Genomic DNA, 16,551 nt, shown 5'->3' with positions numbered 1-16,551 from the left:
TCAAACTCATGATGCGGCGGCTGTACGATTGGATGATGAACCTCGCGCGCAGCGATCGCGCTCCGCATGCGCTGTTTGCGGTCTCGTTCATCGAAAGCTCGTTCTTCCCCATTCCGCCGGACGTCATGCTGGTGCCGATGGTGATCGCCAACCGGCTCAAGGCCTGGTGGTATGCCACGGTTGCGACCATCGGCTCCGTGCTGGGCGGCGCGGCGGGCTATGCCATCGGCTACTTCTTCTTCGAGCAGATTGGCCGGCCCATTCTCGACTTCTACGGCAAGTCCGGAAGCTTCGGAGAGTTCGCGAGCTGGTTCAACGAGTGGGGCGTCTGGATCCTCATCATCAAGGGCATGACGCCCTTTCCCTATAAGGTGCTGACGATCACCGCGGGCGTCACCCACATGCCGTTCCTGGAGTTCATGGCGGCAAGCGTCGTCGCGCGCGCCATGCGGTTCTACCTCGTAGCCGGCCTGCTCTACTTCTTCGGCGAGCCGATCCGCGAGTTTATCGAGAAGCGCCTGACCCTCGTGACCACCGTGTTCGTGGTCGTGCTGGTGCTGGGCTTCGTCGCCGTGAAATACCTGTTCTAGCCGCGGTAGCGGTCGCGCACGATCCGGCGCGGACACGAGGAGCGTAACAGTCATGCTGACGTCCGAAACTCCCGAACGGGGCGCAGCCTACCGCGCCGGTGGACTGGCCCTCTTCCTCGCCGCCGGCGTCATTCTGACGGCCCTCGCGTTCGAGCACCTCGGCGGATACGCGCCCTGCCCGCTCTGCCTCATGCAGCGCTATGCCTACTACGCCGCCATCCCGCTCCTGTTCGTCGCCATGGCGCTGGTCTCGGAGATGCCACGCATCGCCGCGCTCCTCTTTTTCCTCGTAGCCCTCGCCTTCCTCGGCAATGCCGGGCTCGGCGTCTATCACGCGGGCGCCGAATGGAAGTTCTGGCCCGGTCCCGACACGTGCGGCGCGGCGCAGGCCCTCCCGACCTCGGCCTCCGACCTCCTGAGCGGCCTCCAGCAGACGCGCGTCGTGCGCTGCGACGAGGCCGCGTGGACGTTCGCGGGCCTCTCGATGGCCGGCTGGAACGTCATCGCCTCGCTCGTCATTTTCGCGCTGACCGCCAAGGCCGCCATTCAGTCCGCCTCGACCGGCGACTGACACCTGAACGCTGGGCACCGGGAAATCGGCGCCTCTCCAACGCTTTGCGCACTCACGTGCCCTAGAAAGCACAACGAGATGCCGAACTATATTGAGAAATGACTTTAAGATGTCGACTCAGTGACAGAGCGACTACTGTTGTTTATCGAATAAAAACAACAGACTGCCCCGATGCATACTTGCAGATTCAAGCAACAGGAAAAGGAGGAGCTTGCCCTCCTCGGCCCTCGCCATCCCGGCGAAATCGTCGGCGAAGACGTGCTGCCACACCTCGACATGAAGAAAAAGGAGATCGCCCGGGAGCTGGGTATCTCTCGCAGCGCGCTCTCGCAGTTTCTGGGCAGCCGTGCCCGCGTCACTCCAAAGCTTGCCGCGGGCCTTGCCGCCCTGACCGGCACGACCGCCCTCTACTGGCTCATCCTGCAGGCGCATCGTGACGCCTGGCTTCTCGAACAGGTCGAAGCCGAATATGGAGCGCGCCGGAAGCGCCGCTCCCGCACGCAGAAGAAAGCGGTCGCCCAGCAGGCTCGCGCGTCCAAACCCCGGAAAGCAAGCAAGCCAATTCCGGCGCTCGTCGCGGCAAGCTTCTAGCCGACTGCGCCGTTGAGCGGCGCGCACGGCATCTCGATTCGGCGCTGAAAACGTAGCGCGCACCGGAATCTTCTGGCGGCGCCATGCCTCTCACACCCTCGCAAATCGCGCGTTCCGGTTATCAACAGCAGCACTGCTGCGCCTCCGCGCGCCGTGATTTTCGAATGCGCTGAACCGCTTGCGCGCATCGCATGTGGCGCGTTCACATCCAGTCAACAACATAACGCTCGCCAGTCAATTTTCAGCCTTCGCGTGGCCATAGTGTCACGGTTTATTGGCCTTGTTCGCGGAACACAAAAGGAACTGAAGTGTGAGCGTACCGCGGTGGAGGGAAATGTTGCCGATTAGGAATCGGTCGGCGCGCCAAGTTTCGGAAACTGTCCCGGCCGAAACTGCGAATTCGCGAAACCTGGCGCAGAAGCAAAGTCCCACCGAGGCGTTGCGTGAGTTTTCAACAGGACTTCGTTCCGCGAGCCGGAACCCACTGAGTAGCCCTTGCGTCACTGACATACCGAGTAGCGTTGCGTTGCGTATGCGTGCCCCAGAGCTGAGTAGCGTGTTGAGTAGCGTTCTGTTGCGTACCGACGAGTTGCGTTCAGTCGAGTTGAGTACCGCGTCCCCCAAGTCCGTTCTGCGTACCCTGGTTTTGCGTACCCCAGTCCCTAGCGCCCGAGTTCTGCGTACCCCAGTTCTGCGTACCGAAGTGTCTGCGTACCCCACTGCATCCCCCAAGAGCACGCTCGCCGGCGTGTTCGAGACCATGAAGCGAGCCGCAAGGTCGAGGAAGTCCCAGCGTATCGGCGAGCGGCTCGCCACCCAGGTCCAGTCTGCGTACCCGCGTCCGCGTAACAGCGTCCCACTAACCGTGTCGTAGTTCGCGTACCCGTCCAGTCTGCGTCCTGTTCTGCGTCCCACATCAGTCAGCGTTCAAGTGTCGTTTGCGTCGGCGCCAGCCTCTTCGTGTGCGTTCGGTCATGGCTGGCCGCGATCAACACGGCACCGCGTAACAAGTGAGTGAGTTGCATGCCGAGTGAAGTGAATGAGTGGCGTTCTTTGCACGATGCTGTTGGCGCCGTCCTAGCGGCGGCGCGCACCGGGGGGCGGTCCCCGGGTGAGGCAAGCGCAAAGGCGAAATAGCGCCAAAGCGAACGAGTGAGGTCGAACTTTTGTATCGCGTAACCGGCCGAGAGAATTGAAGACGGTTTCCGTCTTCCACGAGAAGGCAAGCATACCGCGTATCTGACACCAGTCCCAGTTGGTGCTGCATGAACCGGTTTTGCGTAGTGGCACTGAAAAAGTGGTGTGCTTGCCGATCCATCTGCGCGTTACAGTAGGAAGGAACGTTCCATGACCCCCGATCACGTCAATCCGATGCAGTGGCACCAGTCCATGGGCATTGCACGCCAGTCCTGCGCCCGGTTTTTCCGCGATGGAGGCACGGCACACGATGCCATGCGCGCCTTCGGCGTTGAAACCCGGCAGGCCGATGCGGCCGATTGGGGCAAGGCGGTCGAATCCATCGCCTACGTTCTCTGCGCGAAACCCGAAAAGCGCGCCGCCTAACGCGTTTCCGAAACGAGCGCGCTCCGGGGCCGTGCCGCAGTTCCGCGTAAAGCGGACCGGCTCTTGGCAGCCGCGCTCAAGACACACCGCCTGAGATCGGCCCCCGCCGATCCCATCCGGAAATCATTCGCCGCGTGACTCACCGGCCTTGCGAGGCTGCACGCGCGGATGACACTTCGAAGTGCCTTCCAATCCTTGGCCCCGGCAACGGGGCCTTTTTTATTGCGAGAGCCGCACGCACACGCCAACGCGCGCGCAAAAGTGGGCTCCGCCGAAAATCACGATGTCGCGGTGCAAAAGCAGCCCTAGGGCTCGAGCTCGGTATCCCAATAGAGATAGTCGAGCCAGCTATCGTGCAGATAGTTGGGCGGAAACAGCCGCCCGTTGCGGTGCAGTTCGAACACCGTCGGACGATAGGGATGCTGATAGGGCCGCATGCCCGCATCCCACGGCATCGCCCCGCCCTTCTTGAGATTGCAGGGCGCGCACGCGGTGACGACGTTGTCCCAGCGCGTGAGCCCACCGCGCGACCGCGGGATCAGATGATCGAACGTCAGATCCTCGCGACAGCTGCAGTACTGGCACGAGAACCGGTCGCGCAAAAACACGTTGAACCGTGTGAACGCGGGATAAAGCGCTGGTTTTACGTAGGTTTTGAGCGAGACGACAGACGGCAGCCGCATCTCGAAGGACGAGCTTCGCACCGTCCGGTCGTACTCGGAGACGATGTTGACGCGGTCCAAAAAGACAGCCTTCACCGACTCCTGCCAGCTCCAGAGCGATAACGGATAGTAGCTCAGGGGCCTGAAGTCAGCGTTGAGAACCAGTGCCGGAAAGGATTCCGGCGTGGCAGCATGGGCATTCACCAGCTTGCTTCCAGTCGGTTCAAATCGAGGCGTCACCCCCCGCTATCGCGAGCGGATACTAGCGACGCATGTCAGCTCTGTGAAGCCCAGGAGCTTCACGCGGGAAATCCCGGGATAAATCACGGGATCTTCCTGATTATACGGCCGAATATGCAGGCTGGATGACAGTCAGCCTCCCGGCTCGCGGAAACCGTGGAACACCCACAGCAGCCTTGCGGCCACGCCGCGCCAGGGTCGCCAGCGTTCTGAGATTTCAAGAAGCTCCTGCGCGCTCGGGCGTGCTTCGAGCTGAAGCGCCCGCTGCGCGGCCAGTTGCAGCGCAAGATCGCCGGGCGCAAAGCCGTCCGCATGGCCCAGGCAAAACATGATGTAGATGTCGGCCGTCCAGGGCCCGATGCCGGAGACGGCCAGCATGTCCTCCCGCAGCACCTCGATCGATTGCGCGCCATCGAGCGCAAGCCTGCCGGCCAGGACCGCCTCGGCAGCCGCCCGCAATGTCCGCACCTTGCCCCCGGACAGTCCCGCCGCGCGCAACGCGCTGTCGTCCTCGCGCAAAAAAGATGCGGGCTCGAAGGGATCGACCAGCGCCGCCGTGCGCCCCCAGATCGCGCGCGCGCTCGCCGCCGAAACCTGCTGCCCCACGATCACCTGCGCCAATCCGGAGAAACCCGGCGGATGACGTCGCAACGGCGGATCGCCAACGAGCGCGTGCACGCGCGCAAGCCCGGGACAGAGCGCTTTCAAGGCCGTCGTCCCCGCGCGGATATCGCGCGCGGTGTTCAACGTCCGCGCACGAGCGGGCGGGCGCGGTTTGTGTGGACGGCGTGCCTTGGGCGCGGCCACTGCCATGCTCCTCGCTTTTCGTTGGCTTCGTCTCATTTTAAGGTGAGGAGCCTGGCCTTGGGTAGTCTCGCGTGGAGGGTGGTGACATGACGCGCACCTGGAACAACGCCGCCGTCTCGCTCGCGGCCTTCTCGGCGACGATGCTCGCAATCGCCTCTCCGGGCTTCGCGGCCCGCCTTCGGCTCCAGCAGTGGGAGACGATCGCGAGCGAGCGCTATGGCTTCATGATTGCCTATCCCGGCTCCGTCTTCGCCCCGCGCGACAGCACGCCCGACGAGCATGGCCACGTGCTCGCATCCCATGACGGCGCCGCGCGCCTCGTCGTCGGCGCGTTCGCCAACGACAGCGCCGTCACGATGTTGGAATACCGCGAGCAGCTCCTGACCGAAAACTACAGCGGCTCCGACATCGACTTCGCGCCCGTGAACCGCAGCTGGTTCATCGTCTCAGGCACGCGTGGCAACATGCATTTCTACGAGCGCGTGAGCTTCACGTGCGGCGGTCGCCTCATCAACAGTTGGGCGCTGCTCTATCCGGTTGCCGAGCGCCATATCTACGACCGCATCGTGGAAGCGGTGGCCCGCACCTACCAGCCCGGCGCCGGACGCTCGGGACAATGCGAGTAGGGACAGACGCAATGGGCTGGCAATGAAAGCGACAGCATGAGCGTCCGCCCCGTCCTGCGTTTCGCCCCGAGCCCGAACGGCGAGCTTCATCTCGGCCACGCCGTCTCTGCGTGGATCGGCTCCGACATGGCCCGCCGCCTCGGCGGCCGCTTTCTGCTGCGCATCGAAGACATCGACATCGCGCGCTGCCGGGAAGCCTACATCACGCAAATGTACGAGGACCTGCGCTGGCTCGGCATAGAGTGGGAAGAACCGGTGATGCGCCAGAGCGAGCGCTTCGCCACCTACGGCCGCGCGTCCGACATGCTGCTGAAGCTTGGCCTGCTCTATCCGTGCTTCGCCACGCGCTCCGAAATCGCCGAAGCGACGAAATCCAACCCCGAAGCACGCGATCCGGATGGCGCGCCCCTCTATCCGGGCCTGCACAAGCACTTGGCGCCGGAGGAGATCGCCGCGCGCCTCGCGCGCAAGGAGCCGTTCGCGCTGCGCTTCCACATGGACCGCGCGCTTAGCTCCCTCGAGCAGATCACCGGCTCGCGCCGCGTGACGTTCACGGAACTCGATGCGGAGGGTGTGCCGGTTCGCATCGAATGCGATCCCGCGGTCTGGGGCGATGCCGTCGTCGTGCGCAAGGATGTACCGGCGAGCTACCATCTCGCCGTGACCATCGACGATGCCGCGCAGGGCGTGACCCACGTCACGCGCGGCCGAGACCTGTTCGCGGCCACCAGCCTGCACCGCCTGCTGCAGGCGCTTCTGGGATTGCCCGAGCCGCTCTACCACCACCACCCGCTTCTCAACGACGCGACGGGGCGGAAGCTTTCGAAGAGCGACGGCGACACGTCCCTGCGCGAGCTGCGTGAGGCGAGCGCTGATGTGTTGCAGCTACGCCGTCATTTGTTGTTTGCGACCGCGAACACCGAAAACGCCATTCCAAGGCCTCCGTAAACGCACAATTTCAATGGCAAACCATTGGGTTGTAAGCTACAATTAACGAACAACTCTCGCGCGGAATCTGGCATCACGTGAAGAAGCCCCGCAAGCAACGGTCGAAGGGGAAACCCCACCGCGCCAGCGCGCTTGTGGCGTCGCAGGTGCATGCAAAGTCTGGCGGCAGCGCGCAGACAAAAGCCCGCGGTAACGCGCACGCAAAGACAGCCTCGCCCCTCCGCTTCCGAAAAAAGGGATCGGCCTGGGCACGCAGCACCGCTTGGGCGCGCGCGTGGACCCGCAGCGCCGCCGCCCAGGGTCGCGCAAGCGCTGACAATCTCCGCAAGGCCGCCCGCGCGGCCGGCTCCCTGCGCTTTGACGATCTCAACCGCACGGCAGACCGCTGCTGGACGAGCGCGAAGTCGTCGGTTGCGCGGCGCGCGGATACCCTGCAGACGCACATCGCCCGGCTTTCCGAAGCCGCAGCCCCCCGCCAGCGCCTCGACCGCGTGCGGACCGACGCGCGCGCCTTCGCACAGGCTTACGGCCACAACGACCGCCAGGCGTTCGCGCTGCTCGTGCTGCCGTTCCTGATCGTCGCGTCCGCCGTTGTCGTGCATCAGAGCATGCGCAGCCTGCACGCCTACATGACGCTCGCCGGCATCCGCACGCCTGACGCCGTGCTCGCGTCCGTACGGCCGCCGGCCACGCCGCTTCGGGTGGCAATCGACACCGTGCCGCGCACCAGCGCGCGCGAAACCGTCGCCCAGCGCATTGCGCTTGCACCCGTCAACGGTGGCGCGGCGCCCCTTGCTCCCGCGCGCGCCGCACCGCAACGGCTGGCCGAGCCGCATGCCGCGCTCTCGGGCGCGCCCGAAGCCCCGCTTGGCGCGGCCATCCCTTCCCGCCGCGCCGAACGATCCATCCCGGCCATCCCGGAGCCTGGAACCACCAGCAAGCCGCAGCCTGCCGTTCTTGCGCTACTTGCCCCGTTTGCGGCCGTCGACCGCAATGCGCCGCCGAGCCCCGTCGACACCATGACGGCAATGGACACCGACGAGCATGGCGTCCCCATCCGCCCGGGCATCTGCACGACCGACGACGTGCCCCGCGCCGTCCCTGCATCCTTCTCGACATCCGACCCGGCCAACCTGAGCGACGAAGCGTTCGGCGTCGAGCTCGCCAAGGCCGCGCAATCGCAAGTCGGAAAGTTCGTCATCTATAACGACGCCTACCGCAGCATTTCCTATCCGATGGGCGACGTGAACGGCCTGTTCGGCGTCTGCACCGACGTCATCGTGCGCGCCTATCGCTCGCTGGGCGTCGATCTGCAGCCGCTCGTGCATCGCGCCCGCTCGGGCTCCGGCGACACGAACATCGATCATCGTCGCACCGAGGTGCTGCGCCGCTTCTTCGCCACGCAGGGCGAAAGCCTGCCCCCCTCAACGTTCCCGGAGGACTATCGCCCGGGCGATATCGTGACGTACTACCGGCCACAGAACCGCGGCTCGCGCTCGCATATCGCCATGGTCTCGTCGGTCATCGCCCCGTCGGGACGGCCGATGATCATTCACAACCGCGGTTGGGGCCCGCAGCTCGAAGACGCCCTGTTCGTCGATGAGATGACTGGCCACTATCGCTATCGCGGAGCACGCCTCACGCGCGACGCCGCACTGCCCGCCACGCTGCCGGCCGCAGCACCCGATCGTCCGGCCGCCGGCAAAGCACAGCCCGCCTCGGCCGCACTTCGCGTCCGCTTCCCGCTCCCTTGAGAGCGACTGCGCTATCGATCAGCGCGACGCGACTTGCGGCGGCTCGATCACGTTGAGGATCGACGGCAGCAACGCTGCTGCCATTTTCTCATGACCTGACCGGTTGAGATGCACGACATCCTGGAATGCCTTCAACGGAAGGCTCGAAGAGAGGTCATCACAGATTGCCCCAGTCGTCGCGCAGGCCGCGATCAGATCGCGAACCTGGCCGTCGTAGAGCGCGCGGTCGTAGTTATAGCTCGCGAAGTCGTCCACGGCATGAGGCGGCATGTAGAAGTAAACATGCTCGGCGATGTCGCGCGCCCTCCGCAGCGTCCGCTCTAGCAGCTCAGCGGATTTCTCGAGGCCCTGCTTCGAGTCGACGAAGCGGTCAGGAACCTGAAAACGCTTGTACGCCATTTCCGATGGCTCGCGATCGGACGGCGGGGCGAACTCTCCAATTCGAACCACATTGAGCGGGCTCAGAAAGTAGGCCCAGGATGGAAGCGCGGTCTTGGGCAACCTCTGCATCTCGGTATTCTTGACGTGCGCAAGGTTGGTCGAGGACAGGATCAGCTTTGGGCGAATTCCCCGCGCATCGAGCATTTCCAGGATTGCGAGCTGATCCTTGAGACGGCCGTCCACGACGCTCAGGTTCAAGACTCTGTAGTGCGGGAGCTTCTTCTGCAGCAGCGTGGAGAAAACACGCTCCTCGCGCTGGCGGAACCCCCAGGACTGAGAGTCGCCGAGGACGACAATGAGCGGCTTCGAATTGGCGGTCGACGCGGTCGCGATGAACGCGTCCATCAGCGGCGCCCGGTAGCTGTCCGGCACGAGGCGAACATTGAACACGCGCGAATGCCCGGCCATCGTCTCGTCGAAACGGATCGCACCTGCGACGACGGAGCAGAACAGCCCGAGCAAGACCGTGCCGGCCACGAGTGCCAGATGGCGGACGGCGTCAGAAGTTGAAATAGAGGAATGCACTGTACCCCTCCTGCAAAAAGGTGATGGACAGGAATGCGCTGACACCGAGCGCCGCGGCGCGCGGCATCGAGGGTTCCCAAACGAGCGGTGGCCCCGCCCGATCGGGCCTGCGCTCCTGCTCGGCCGACGTGCCAAGCAACTGGGGCAGGCTCGGCATCGTCGCGCAGATCGCGGCGGCGTGCGCGATCAGCAGCACCGCCATGTTGTGGGTGTCAGGCGTGAAGAGGCTCGTGGGCGCCGTGCTGAACGACACCAGCCCCGAGTACACAAGGCCCGCCGCATGGAAACTATCGGCGCGAAACAGCACCCAGCCGCACGTGATAAACAGGAACGTCAGTCCCCACGCCGTGCCCTGATAGATGAGCGATCCATCCGGCGAGATCGCCATTTTAGACAGGAAGACGCGCCAGAGACGATGAACGATCAATGCCAGACCGTGGATTGCGCCCCACGCGATGAACAGCAAGCCGGCGCCGTGCCAGATGCCGCAAACGATCATGACGATGAACACGTTGGCGCACTGGCGGGCCAGTGACGTCCGGCTGCCGCCGAGCGGCACGTAGAGATAGTCGCGCAGAAACGTCGACAGCGTGATGTGCCAACGCCGCCAGAACTCGGCGACCGACCGCGCCTTGTAAGGCGCATCGAAGTTGAACGGCAGCCGGATGCCGAGAAGCAGGCCGATGCCCACCGCCATATCCGAGTAGCCGGAAAAATCGAAATAGAGCTGGAACGTGTAGGCCAGCGCGCCGATCCAACTGTCGCCGGCGCTGAGAGCTTTTCCGCTCGCGGCGGCTTCGAACACAGGCGTCGCGTAGAGCCCGAGATTGTCGGCCAGCACGGATTTCTTGGCCAATCCGATCAGCAGCGCTGCGGCGCCAGCCAGAATGAATGTCGGAGAGACCGGCTGGGTTTTGAGACGCGGCAACTGCGGAAAGAACTGCTCCGCGCGCACGATCGGGCCCGCCACGAGCTGCGGAAAGAAAAACACGAAGGCGACGTAGTCGAGGAAGCGCGGCAACTGCTGCGTGCGCATGCTCCGGATGTCAAGCAGGAAAGCGATCTGGTGGAAGGTGTAGAACGAGATCCCGAGCGGAAGGATGATGCCTGTCGAAGGGCCGCCCCCAAGAAGGCCGCTCAGAATGAAATCGAAGTACTTGAAGTAGCCCAGATAGAGAATGTTGGCGGCGACCCCGGCGAAGGCGAGCGACGGCCGGCGCAAGCTCACCATCGCGAGCGCGATGGCGTAGTTTGCGAGAACCGAAATCGAGAGAATGACGAGCGCGCGAATGCCGTCCTGCGCAATGAACAGGATGCTCGCCGCAATCAGGAACGGCAGCGACGCCGCAGGAAGAAACCGCCGGCAGAGATAATACCCGGCCAGCCCGATCGGCAGGGCGATGAGGAATGCAGCGCTGACGAACGGCACCTGGAGGTCCCCGGATTGCAGGTGTGCGAGGAACGCTGAACTCAATCATCGGCCGCGGGCACGCTGACGACTTGCAGCGCAAACCAGCATCGGTTCGATTGTTGGGGGTCACGCTACCCTGCGAGACTTGCGCGGGCCTGCGCACCGGCCGCCGGAACTACGGCCCGCGCTCGCAAATCACCCTGCTGTCGTCTGTCATCGCACCATCGGACCGGCCGATGACCGTGCGCAATCGCGCATGGGGACCGCGACCCCCGGTTAACCTGCCACCAGCAAGTCACGTACCGGCCTCAGCCGCGCTTCGCGTCCGTGTCCCGCTCTCCTGAGCCGCCGAGGATCTCCAGGATTTTTGGGAGCAGGCTATCGGCAAGCATCACCTGCCCTCCGCGGTTCAGGTGGACGACGTCCTGAAACACCGACAGCGGAAACGCGGCGGAAAGATCCTCGCATTGAACCCCGGACTTGCGGCACGTCTCCATCAGCGCCCCGACCTGCCGGTCGTACAGCGCGCGGTCGTACGGATAGCTGGCGAAGTCTTCCACGGCATGAGCCGGCGTATAGAACAGCACGCTGTCTCCGACCGATCGGGCGAGTTGCAGCACGCCCTCGGTTCGTTGCGACAGCTTTTCAAGACCGGACGGGGAATCGAGGAAGCGATCCGGAGACGGCACGATCCGGTACGCCTTTTCGCTTACCTCACGATCGCCGAGACGTGCGGTTTGCCCGATGCGATAGACATTGATCGGGCTGAAAAAGTAGGACCAGTACGGCCGCTCGCTGGCCACCAGCCGGGCAAGTTCCGGCGTGCCGATGTGGGTGATGTTGGCCGACGTGATGACGAGCCGCGGCCGGATGCCCTTCGCCTTCAACATCTCCAGAACCATCGTCTGGTCGCTCAACCGGCCATCGACGATGCTGAGATTGACGACATCGTAGCCGGGCAGCCGCTGCTGCAGGAGGGTCGTGAAAACGTGCTCCTCGCGGTGCCGGAACCCCCACGATTGCGAATCTCCGAGCACGACGATCAGCGGCTTTCCGCCGGGCCGGATGCGATCCTCGATATATTCCCGAACCATCGGCGCGCGGAATTCGTCCGGCACAGTTCGTACGTTCGGAACGCGCGACTGGCCTGCGATCACGTGATCGAAATAGCCGATCCCCGCCATCACCGTAGAGCCGAGCGCGAGCACCGCAGTCACGGCAATGATGCCGAGCTGGCGGGCGACCTCAGAAGTTGAAATAGAGGAACTCACTGTATCCCTCCTGAAGAAACGCCACGGATAGGTAGGCAGCCAGGCCAAGCGCGATGGCGCGCGGAACCGACGGCTGCCAGGAAAGCTCCGGGCCGACCTCGTGCGCGCGCCTTTCCTTCGTTGCGGATGTGCCCAGCATCTCCGGCAAGCTCGGCGCGTAGAAGGCAATCGCCGCCGCAACCGCGATGAACCCGATCGCCAGATTGCGCTCCCGACCAAAGAAGATGCTCTTGTCGGCACTCGCCATGCCGGACATCCCGGAGAGCACCGTCCCCGCCGCACTGAAGGTCTCGGCGCGGAACAGCACCCAGCCGACGACCACGAGCAGGAAGGTCAGAAACCACGCGGCCACGGGATAGACTTTCCGCGCTTCGAGGGCCGGATAGCGGTCCGCGACGGCGACGCGCCAGAGGCGATGCACGACGAGGGCGCCGCCATGAAGCGCGCCCCACGCGATAAACGTCCACCCTGCTCCGTGCCAAAGCCCGCACACCAGCATGACGATGAAGATGTTGAGGCACTGGCGCGCGACCGAAACCCGGCTTCCGCCCAGAGGAATGTAGACATAGTCGCGCAGGAAGGTGGACAGCGTGATGTGCCAGCGCCGCCAGAAATCCGCGATCGAGCGGGCTTTGTAGGGCGCATCGAAGTTGAACGGCAGCCGAATACCGATCAAGAGCGCAATGCCGACCGCCATGTCGGAGTAGGCCGAAAAATCGAAATAGAGCTGAAAGGTATAAGTCAGCGCGGCAAGCCAGCTGTCGCCAATGGTGAGGCCCTTCCCGCTCGCGGCCGCCTCGAAGGCCGGAGTTGCATAGCGCGCCAGGCTGTCGGCCAGCACCGTCTTTTTCGTCAACCCGATCAGGAATGCGGCCGTGCCCGCCAGGATCCAGGCCGGAGGCACGTCGCGGGTCGCAAGACGGGGAAGCTGCGGAAAGAACTGCTCCGCGCGCACGATGGGACCGGCAATGAGCTGCGGAAAGAAAAACACGAACGCCACGTAGTCGCGAAAGCGCGGCAGCGCCTCGATACGAACCGATCTGAAATCGACCAGGAAGGCGATCTGGTGGAACGTGTAGAAAGAAATGCCGAGCGGCAAAACGATGCTTGTGGTCGGCGCGATGCCGAGCACGTTCCCGAGCAGGAAATCGAAATACTTGAAATAGCCCAGGTAGAGAAGGTTCGCGGCAACGCCGAAGAAGGCGAGAGAAGGCCGCCGCAAAGTCACCATCGCGAGCGCGATCGCATAGTTGGCCGCAACCGAGACGCCCAGAATGATGACCGCCCGCAAGCCGTCCTGCGAGATGAACAGCACACTGGCGACGATGATGAAGGGGATCGAGGCGGCGGGGGCCACCCGCCGGATGAGATAGTAGATGGCGAGCCCGACCGGCAGCGCAATGAGGAATTCAGCGCTGACGAACGGCACCTGGACGCTCCGAGTTGCGGGCTTTGCTCATGGCCCTGAACGGCGGCCGTTCCCAACGGGCCGGGCGGCGCCGACGACTTGTAGCGCAAACCTCTTGGGGCCCCCGCCCGATTTCGCGGGCGAAGGTACCAGAGTTGCACCGCGCCTGAAAAGCGATGCACCGCAAACCCATAAATCCGGCAGGGCCAAGTTACCATTCGATATGAAACGCCTTGCCTAACAGAGCGAATAAGCTCAGGTTTTGGACGCCCAAATGATTTTGCCGCGAACCCGTTTTGCGACGCGATAGTCGCGCGCGCCGGTGTGCCGCGTCACGCATGGGACGTCCAATGCTCAGCCTGAGACTGAAATCGCCCGGCCCCTTCTGGCTCGAGGACCTGTTTTACCTGGCCGCCGACGAGCTTCGCCGGTTGCCGGAACGCGCCGCGCGCGTCGCCGCGGTCTGGCAGCGCGCCACGGACCGCGCCCGGGATCTGCGCACCGCCTCCGTCGCCATGCTTCGCCCCGAAACCCTGATCGCCCGCACGCTGCGCCGCCAGCCGCCGAAACCCGCTGTGCGCGAGATGGCCCCCGCGCTGGACGAGCCGCTGGCATGGAGCCTCGCCACGCGCGCGCTGGCCGACGGCGACCATGGCGCCCGGACCGTAGCGGCCCTTCAGAAGGAAGCGGGCGAGCAACTGGACTCCGCCTCCTACGTTCTGGCGCGCCTTCGCGACGAGCTGCGCCCGCTGATGCGCACCACCCAGCTCCCCGGCGATGGGCCGGTGGCGTTGCGGGCCTCCGCCGCGTTCGAAACCTCGCTCGACGCCCTTCTCGCGCTCTCGCGCGAGAACGCCGCCACCCGCCCGAAAGAGCGCGCGCTGACGGCGGCATAAGCCCAAGACCGCGCTGTCCACCGGCGGAAATGTCCGGCACGAACCAAATAGCGCTTGGATTTTCGGCGCCGAGCAGGTCAAACGGACGAAGCCGAGCGGCCCGGTGCGCGGGCGGGATGTGAGCGTAGCGCCAGATGACCGAAGAGCCGTCCGAAACCCTTCCCGCAAGCGCCTCCACCATGGCGTCCCGGCTCGCCTTCGCCTTCGAGCGCCTGCTCGATATGCCGCTCGCGCCCGGCCTCTACATCGTCGCAACGCCGATCGGAAATCTCAGCGACATCAGCGTGCGCGCGTTGGCGACACTGGCCCAGGCCGACGTCGTCTACTGCGAGGACACCCGCCACAGCCGCACGCTCGTCGCGCACTATGCCATCCGCGCCACGCTCCGCCCCTACCACGAGCACAACGCCGAGGAGCAACGCCCGCGCGTGCTGCACGACCTCGCCCAGGGGCGCAAAGTGGCGCTGATTTCGGACGCGGGCACTCCGCTGGTTTCCGATCCCGGCTTCAAGCTGGTCCGCGAAGCCGCCGCCGCCGGCCATGCCGTTGTTGCAGTCCCCGGCGCGTCCGCGACACTCGCGGCCCTTACGGTATCGGGACTTCCGACGGACGCGTTTTTTTTCGCGGGCTTTCTTCCGGCGAAGGAGGGCGCGCGCAAATCCCGCATCAAGGACCTCGCCGCCGTACCGGGTACGCTGGTGTTTTTCGAAGCCCCGACGCGCACTGCGGCAACCCTTGCCGATCTCGCCGACGTACTGGGCGACCGCGCCAGCGTTGTCGCGCGCGAACTGACGAAGCTGCACGAGGATGTGCGACGCGCGCCCCTGAGCGAGCTGGCCCGCACCTTCGAGGAGGATCCGCCCAAAGGCGAGATCGTCATTCTTGTCGCGCCCCCTGGCGAGACCGACGTCAGCGACGCCACCATCGAAAGCCAGCTTGCAGCGGCCATGGAAACCCTGAGCATGCGCGACGCGGTGAGGGCGGTCTCCGACAACCTCAAGATCCCGAAAGCGCGCGTCTACGATCTGGCCCTTGCCCTCAAGAAGACGCAACGGAGCAGCGACGCGTGACCGCCAGCGAGCAGCGTCGCACACGCGAACGCCGCGGACACACGGCGGAGTGGGCGGCCGCGATTGCGCTCATGGTGAAGGGCTACCGCATCCTGGCGCGGCGCGAAAAGACGCCGCTGGGCGAAATCGACCTGATCGCCGTGCGCGGCCGGCGTGTCGCCTTCGTGGAGGTCAAGCGCCGCGCCACGCGCGAGGCGGCGGAAGCCTCCATCACCGCCGCCCAGCGCGCCCGCGTCCGCAAGGCGGCCGGCCTTTGGCTCGCCCGAAACAGCGCCTATCAATCTTGCCGGATCGGCTTCGACATCGTGTTCTGCATCGGCCTGCGATGGCCGCAACACCTTGAAGACGCCCTCTGATTGATCCCCCGACCGCCCGCGCTGCAACACACGAACATGTGTGTTGCCAGGACTTCCTGCCACGACCCGGGATGGTCTATACGTTACTCTATTACAACGTCGGAAAAGGCCTCGAGGGGCCTCCCCAGGGAGAACGCAATGAGAAGATCGATTTTCGCTTGGTCACTGGCTGCGGGCGCACTCGCCCTGGGTGCCCAGACCGCAACCGCTGCCAGCCTCGTCTCTGCCCGCAAGCTCGAGATCAACGTGGACGAGGCGAAGGTTGAGGCCGAGCGCAAGGACCTGTGGGCGAAGATCGGCGGCTGGTGCGCCATTCAGGAATGGCATCCCGCAATCGCCAAGTGCGAGGAAAGCAAGGAAGGCGACGACACCTTCCGCACGCTGACCCTCAAGGACGGCGGCAAGATCAAGGAGAAGCTCGTCGACACCGGCGCCACCAGCTATCGCTACACGATTATCGAGAGCCCGCTGCCCGTGAAGAACTACGACGCGCAGTTCTCGGTCACGCCGGACGACGACGATCTGGACGAGATCAACGTGGGCTGGAGCGCGACCTATGATCCGGCTGACGGCAAGGAAGCCAAGGACGCTCGCGCCGTAATCGACGGCATCTTCAAGGACGGCATCGAGTCCATCAAGGCCAAGCACGGCGCCGACAAGAAGTAGCCTCCGAGGCCGATCCGTCGCGACGGTTCAATGACGAGAAGGGGCGCGATCCCACAGGGGACGCGCCCTTTTTCATGGAGCATGCACCACTTGCTCCGGCGGCGGACGGACAGCCGCGTCGGCGGCGCCGCAACCCGGTGAACGCCCGCGCTTTC

The 16,551-nt window shown here is 64.6% G+C and carries 17 protein-coding genes; 11 read left to right on the top strand and 6 right to left on the bottom strand.

Annotated elements, in window-relative coordinates; all coding sequences use genetic code 11:
• The first annotated feature begins 8 nt into the window (after nucleotides 1-8).
• The 4 genes from K2Y42_RS15420 to K2Y42_RS15405 all read left to right on the top strand — a co-directional run bounded on the left by K2Y42_RS15420 (nucleotide 9) and on the right by K2Y42_RS15405 (nucleotide 3,315).
• Nucleotides 9-590 (top strand): YqaA family protein, encoded by a 582-nt coding sequence (locus K2Y42_RS15420; protein WP_291154183.1) that lies wholly within the window; start codon nucleotides 9-11, stop codon nucleotides 588-590.
• A 52-nt stretch (nucleotides 591-642) separates the two neighbouring features.
• Nucleotides 643-1,161: a disulfide bond formation protein B gene (locus K2Y42_RS15415; RefSeq protein ID WP_291154182.1), complete on the top strand. Its 519-nt coding sequence runs from the start codon at nucleotides 643-645 to the stop codon at nucleotides 1,159-1,161.
• 171 nt (nucleotides 1,162-1,332) lie between these two features.
• On the top strand, nucleotides 1,333-1,752 hold the full coding sequence (locus tag K2Y42_RS15410) for a HigA family addiction module antitoxin (protein WP_291154181.1): 420 nt from the start codon (nucleotides 1,333-1,335) through the stop codon (nucleotides 1,750-1,752).
• A gap of 1,347 nt (nucleotides 1,753-3,099) precedes the next feature.
• The gene (locus K2Y42_RS15405; protein WP_291154179.1) at nucleotides 3,100-3,315 is read left to right on the top strand and encodes a hypothetical protein; all 216 of its coding nucleotides are present in this window, start codon (nucleotides 3,100-3,102) and stop codon (nucleotides 3,313-3,315) included.
• A gap of 305 nt (nucleotides 3,316-3,620) precedes the next feature.
• On the opposite strand, the gene K2Y42_RS15400 is transcribed toward K2Y42_RS15405, so the two are convergent.
• Both K2Y42_RS15400 and K2Y42_RS15395 read right to left on the bottom strand, forming a co-directional pair.
• Nucleotides 3,621-4,181 (bottom strand): HNH endonuclease, encoded by a 561-nt coding sequence (locus K2Y42_RS15400; protein ID WP_291154177.1) that lies wholly within the window; start codon nucleotides 4,179-4,181, stop codon nucleotides 3,621-3,623.
• Nucleotides 4,182-4,349: 168 nt separating this feature from the next.
• On the bottom strand, nucleotides 4,350-5,024 hold the full coding sequence (locus tag K2Y42_RS15395; protein WP_291154176.1) for a DNA-3-methyladenine glycosylase 2 family protein: 675 nt from the start codon (nucleotides 5,022-5,024) through the stop codon (nucleotides 4,350-4,352).
• 86 nt (nucleotides 5,025-5,110) lie between these two features.
• On the opposite strand from K2Y42_RS15395, the gene K2Y42_RS15390 reads away from it, so the two are divergent.
• From K2Y42_RS15390 to K2Y42_RS15380, 3 genes are all read left to right on the top strand, one after another.
• Nucleotides 5,111-5,650: a hypothetical protein gene (locus K2Y42_RS15390; RefSeq protein ID WP_291154174.1), complete on the top strand. Its 540-nt coding sequence runs from the start codon at nucleotides 5,111-5,113 to the stop codon at nucleotides 5,648-5,650.
• A gap of 36 nt (nucleotides 5,651-5,686) precedes the next feature.
• Complete coding sequence (gluQRS, locus tag K2Y42_RS15385; RefSeq protein ID WP_291154172.1) at nucleotides 5,687-6,598, top strand: tRNA glutamyl-Q(34) synthetase GluQRS; 912 nt, start codon at nucleotides 5,687-5,689, stop codon at nucleotides 6,596-6,598.
• Between the two features lie 77 nt (nucleotides 6,599-6,675).
• Entirely contained in the window at nucleotides 6,676-8,352 is a 1,677-nt protein-coding gene (locus tag K2Y42_RS15380; RefSeq protein ID WP_291154170.1) for a DUF1287 domain-containing protein, read from the top strand.
• An 18-nt stretch (nucleotides 8,353-8,370) separates the two neighbouring features.
• Here the strand turns inward: K2Y42_RS15380 and K2Y42_RS15375 are convergent, their stop codons facing one another.
• The 4 genes from K2Y42_RS15375 to K2Y42_RS15360 all read right to left on the bottom strand — a co-directional run bounded on the left by K2Y42_RS15375 (nucleotide 8,371) and on the right by K2Y42_RS15360 (nucleotide 13,429).
• Nucleotides 8,371-9,318, bottom strand: a complete 948-nt coding sequence (locus K2Y42_RS15375; protein ID WP_291154169.1) for a hypothetical protein — start codon at nucleotides 9,316-9,318, stop codon at nucleotides 8,371-8,373.
• A complete protein-coding gene (locus K2Y42_RS15370; protein ID WP_291154167.1) occupies nucleotides 9,293-10,747 on the bottom strand; it encodes an MBOAT family protein in 1,455 nt (484 codons plus the stop codon). Before K2Y42_RS15370 ends, K2Y42_RS15375 begins: the two co-directional genes overlap by 26 nt.
• Nucleotides 10,748-11,037: 290 nt before the next feature.
• The gene (locus tag K2Y42_RS15365) at nucleotides 11,038-12,000 is read right to left on the bottom strand and encodes a hypothetical protein (protein WP_291154165.1); all 963 of its coding nucleotides are present in this window, start codon (nucleotides 11,998-12,000) and stop codon (nucleotides 11,038-11,040) included.
• Nucleotides 11,975-13,429, bottom strand: coding sequence for an MBOAT family protein (locus K2Y42_RS15360; protein ID WP_291154163.1), 1,455 nt, complete (start codon nucleotides 13,427-13,429; stop codon nucleotides 11,975-11,977). The genes K2Y42_RS15365 and K2Y42_RS15360 overlap by 26 nt, the downstream gene beginning before the upstream one ends.
• Nucleotides 13,430-13,758: 329 nt before the next feature.
• Between K2Y42_RS15360 and K2Y42_RS15355 the strand changes: the two genes are divergently transcribed.
• The 4 genes from K2Y42_RS15355 to K2Y42_RS15340 all read left to right on the top strand — a co-directional run bounded on the left by K2Y42_RS15355 (nucleotide 13,759) and on the right by K2Y42_RS15340 (nucleotide 16,396).
• On the top strand, nucleotides 13,759-14,304 hold the full coding sequence (locus K2Y42_RS15355) for a hypothetical protein (protein WP_291154161.1): 546 nt from the start codon (nucleotides 13,759-13,761) through the stop codon (nucleotides 14,302-14,304).
• Between the two features lie 134 nt (nucleotides 14,305-14,438).
• A complete protein-coding gene (gene rsmI, locus K2Y42_RS15350; protein WP_291154159.1) occupies nucleotides 14,439-15,374 on the top strand; it encodes a 16S rRNA (cytidine(1402)-2'-O)-methyltransferase in 936 nt (311 codons plus the stop codon).
• Nucleotides 15,371-15,730: a YraN family protein gene (locus K2Y42_RS15345; RefSeq protein ID WP_291154158.1), complete on the top strand. Its 360-nt coding sequence runs from the start codon at nucleotides 15,371-15,373 to the stop codon at nucleotides 15,728-15,730. The genes rsmI and K2Y42_RS15345 overlap by 4 nt, the downstream gene beginning before the upstream one ends.
• A 138-nt stretch (nucleotides 15,731-15,868) precedes the next feature.
• The gene (locus tag K2Y42_RS15340) at nucleotides 15,869-16,396 is read left to right on the top strand and encodes an SRPBCC family protein (protein ID WP_291154156.1); all 528 of its coding nucleotides are present in this window, start codon (nucleotides 15,869-15,871) and stop codon (nucleotides 16,394-16,396) included.
• The last annotated feature ends 155 nt before the right edge of the window (nucleotides 16,397-16,551 follow it).

Source organism: Hyphomicrobium sp. (assembly GCF_019744875.1).
GTDB lineage: Bacteria > Pseudomonadota > Alphaproteobacteria > Rhizobiales > Hyphomicrobiaceae > Hyphomicrobium_C.
This window is presented reverse-complemented; position numbering and strand designations above follow the sequence as displayed.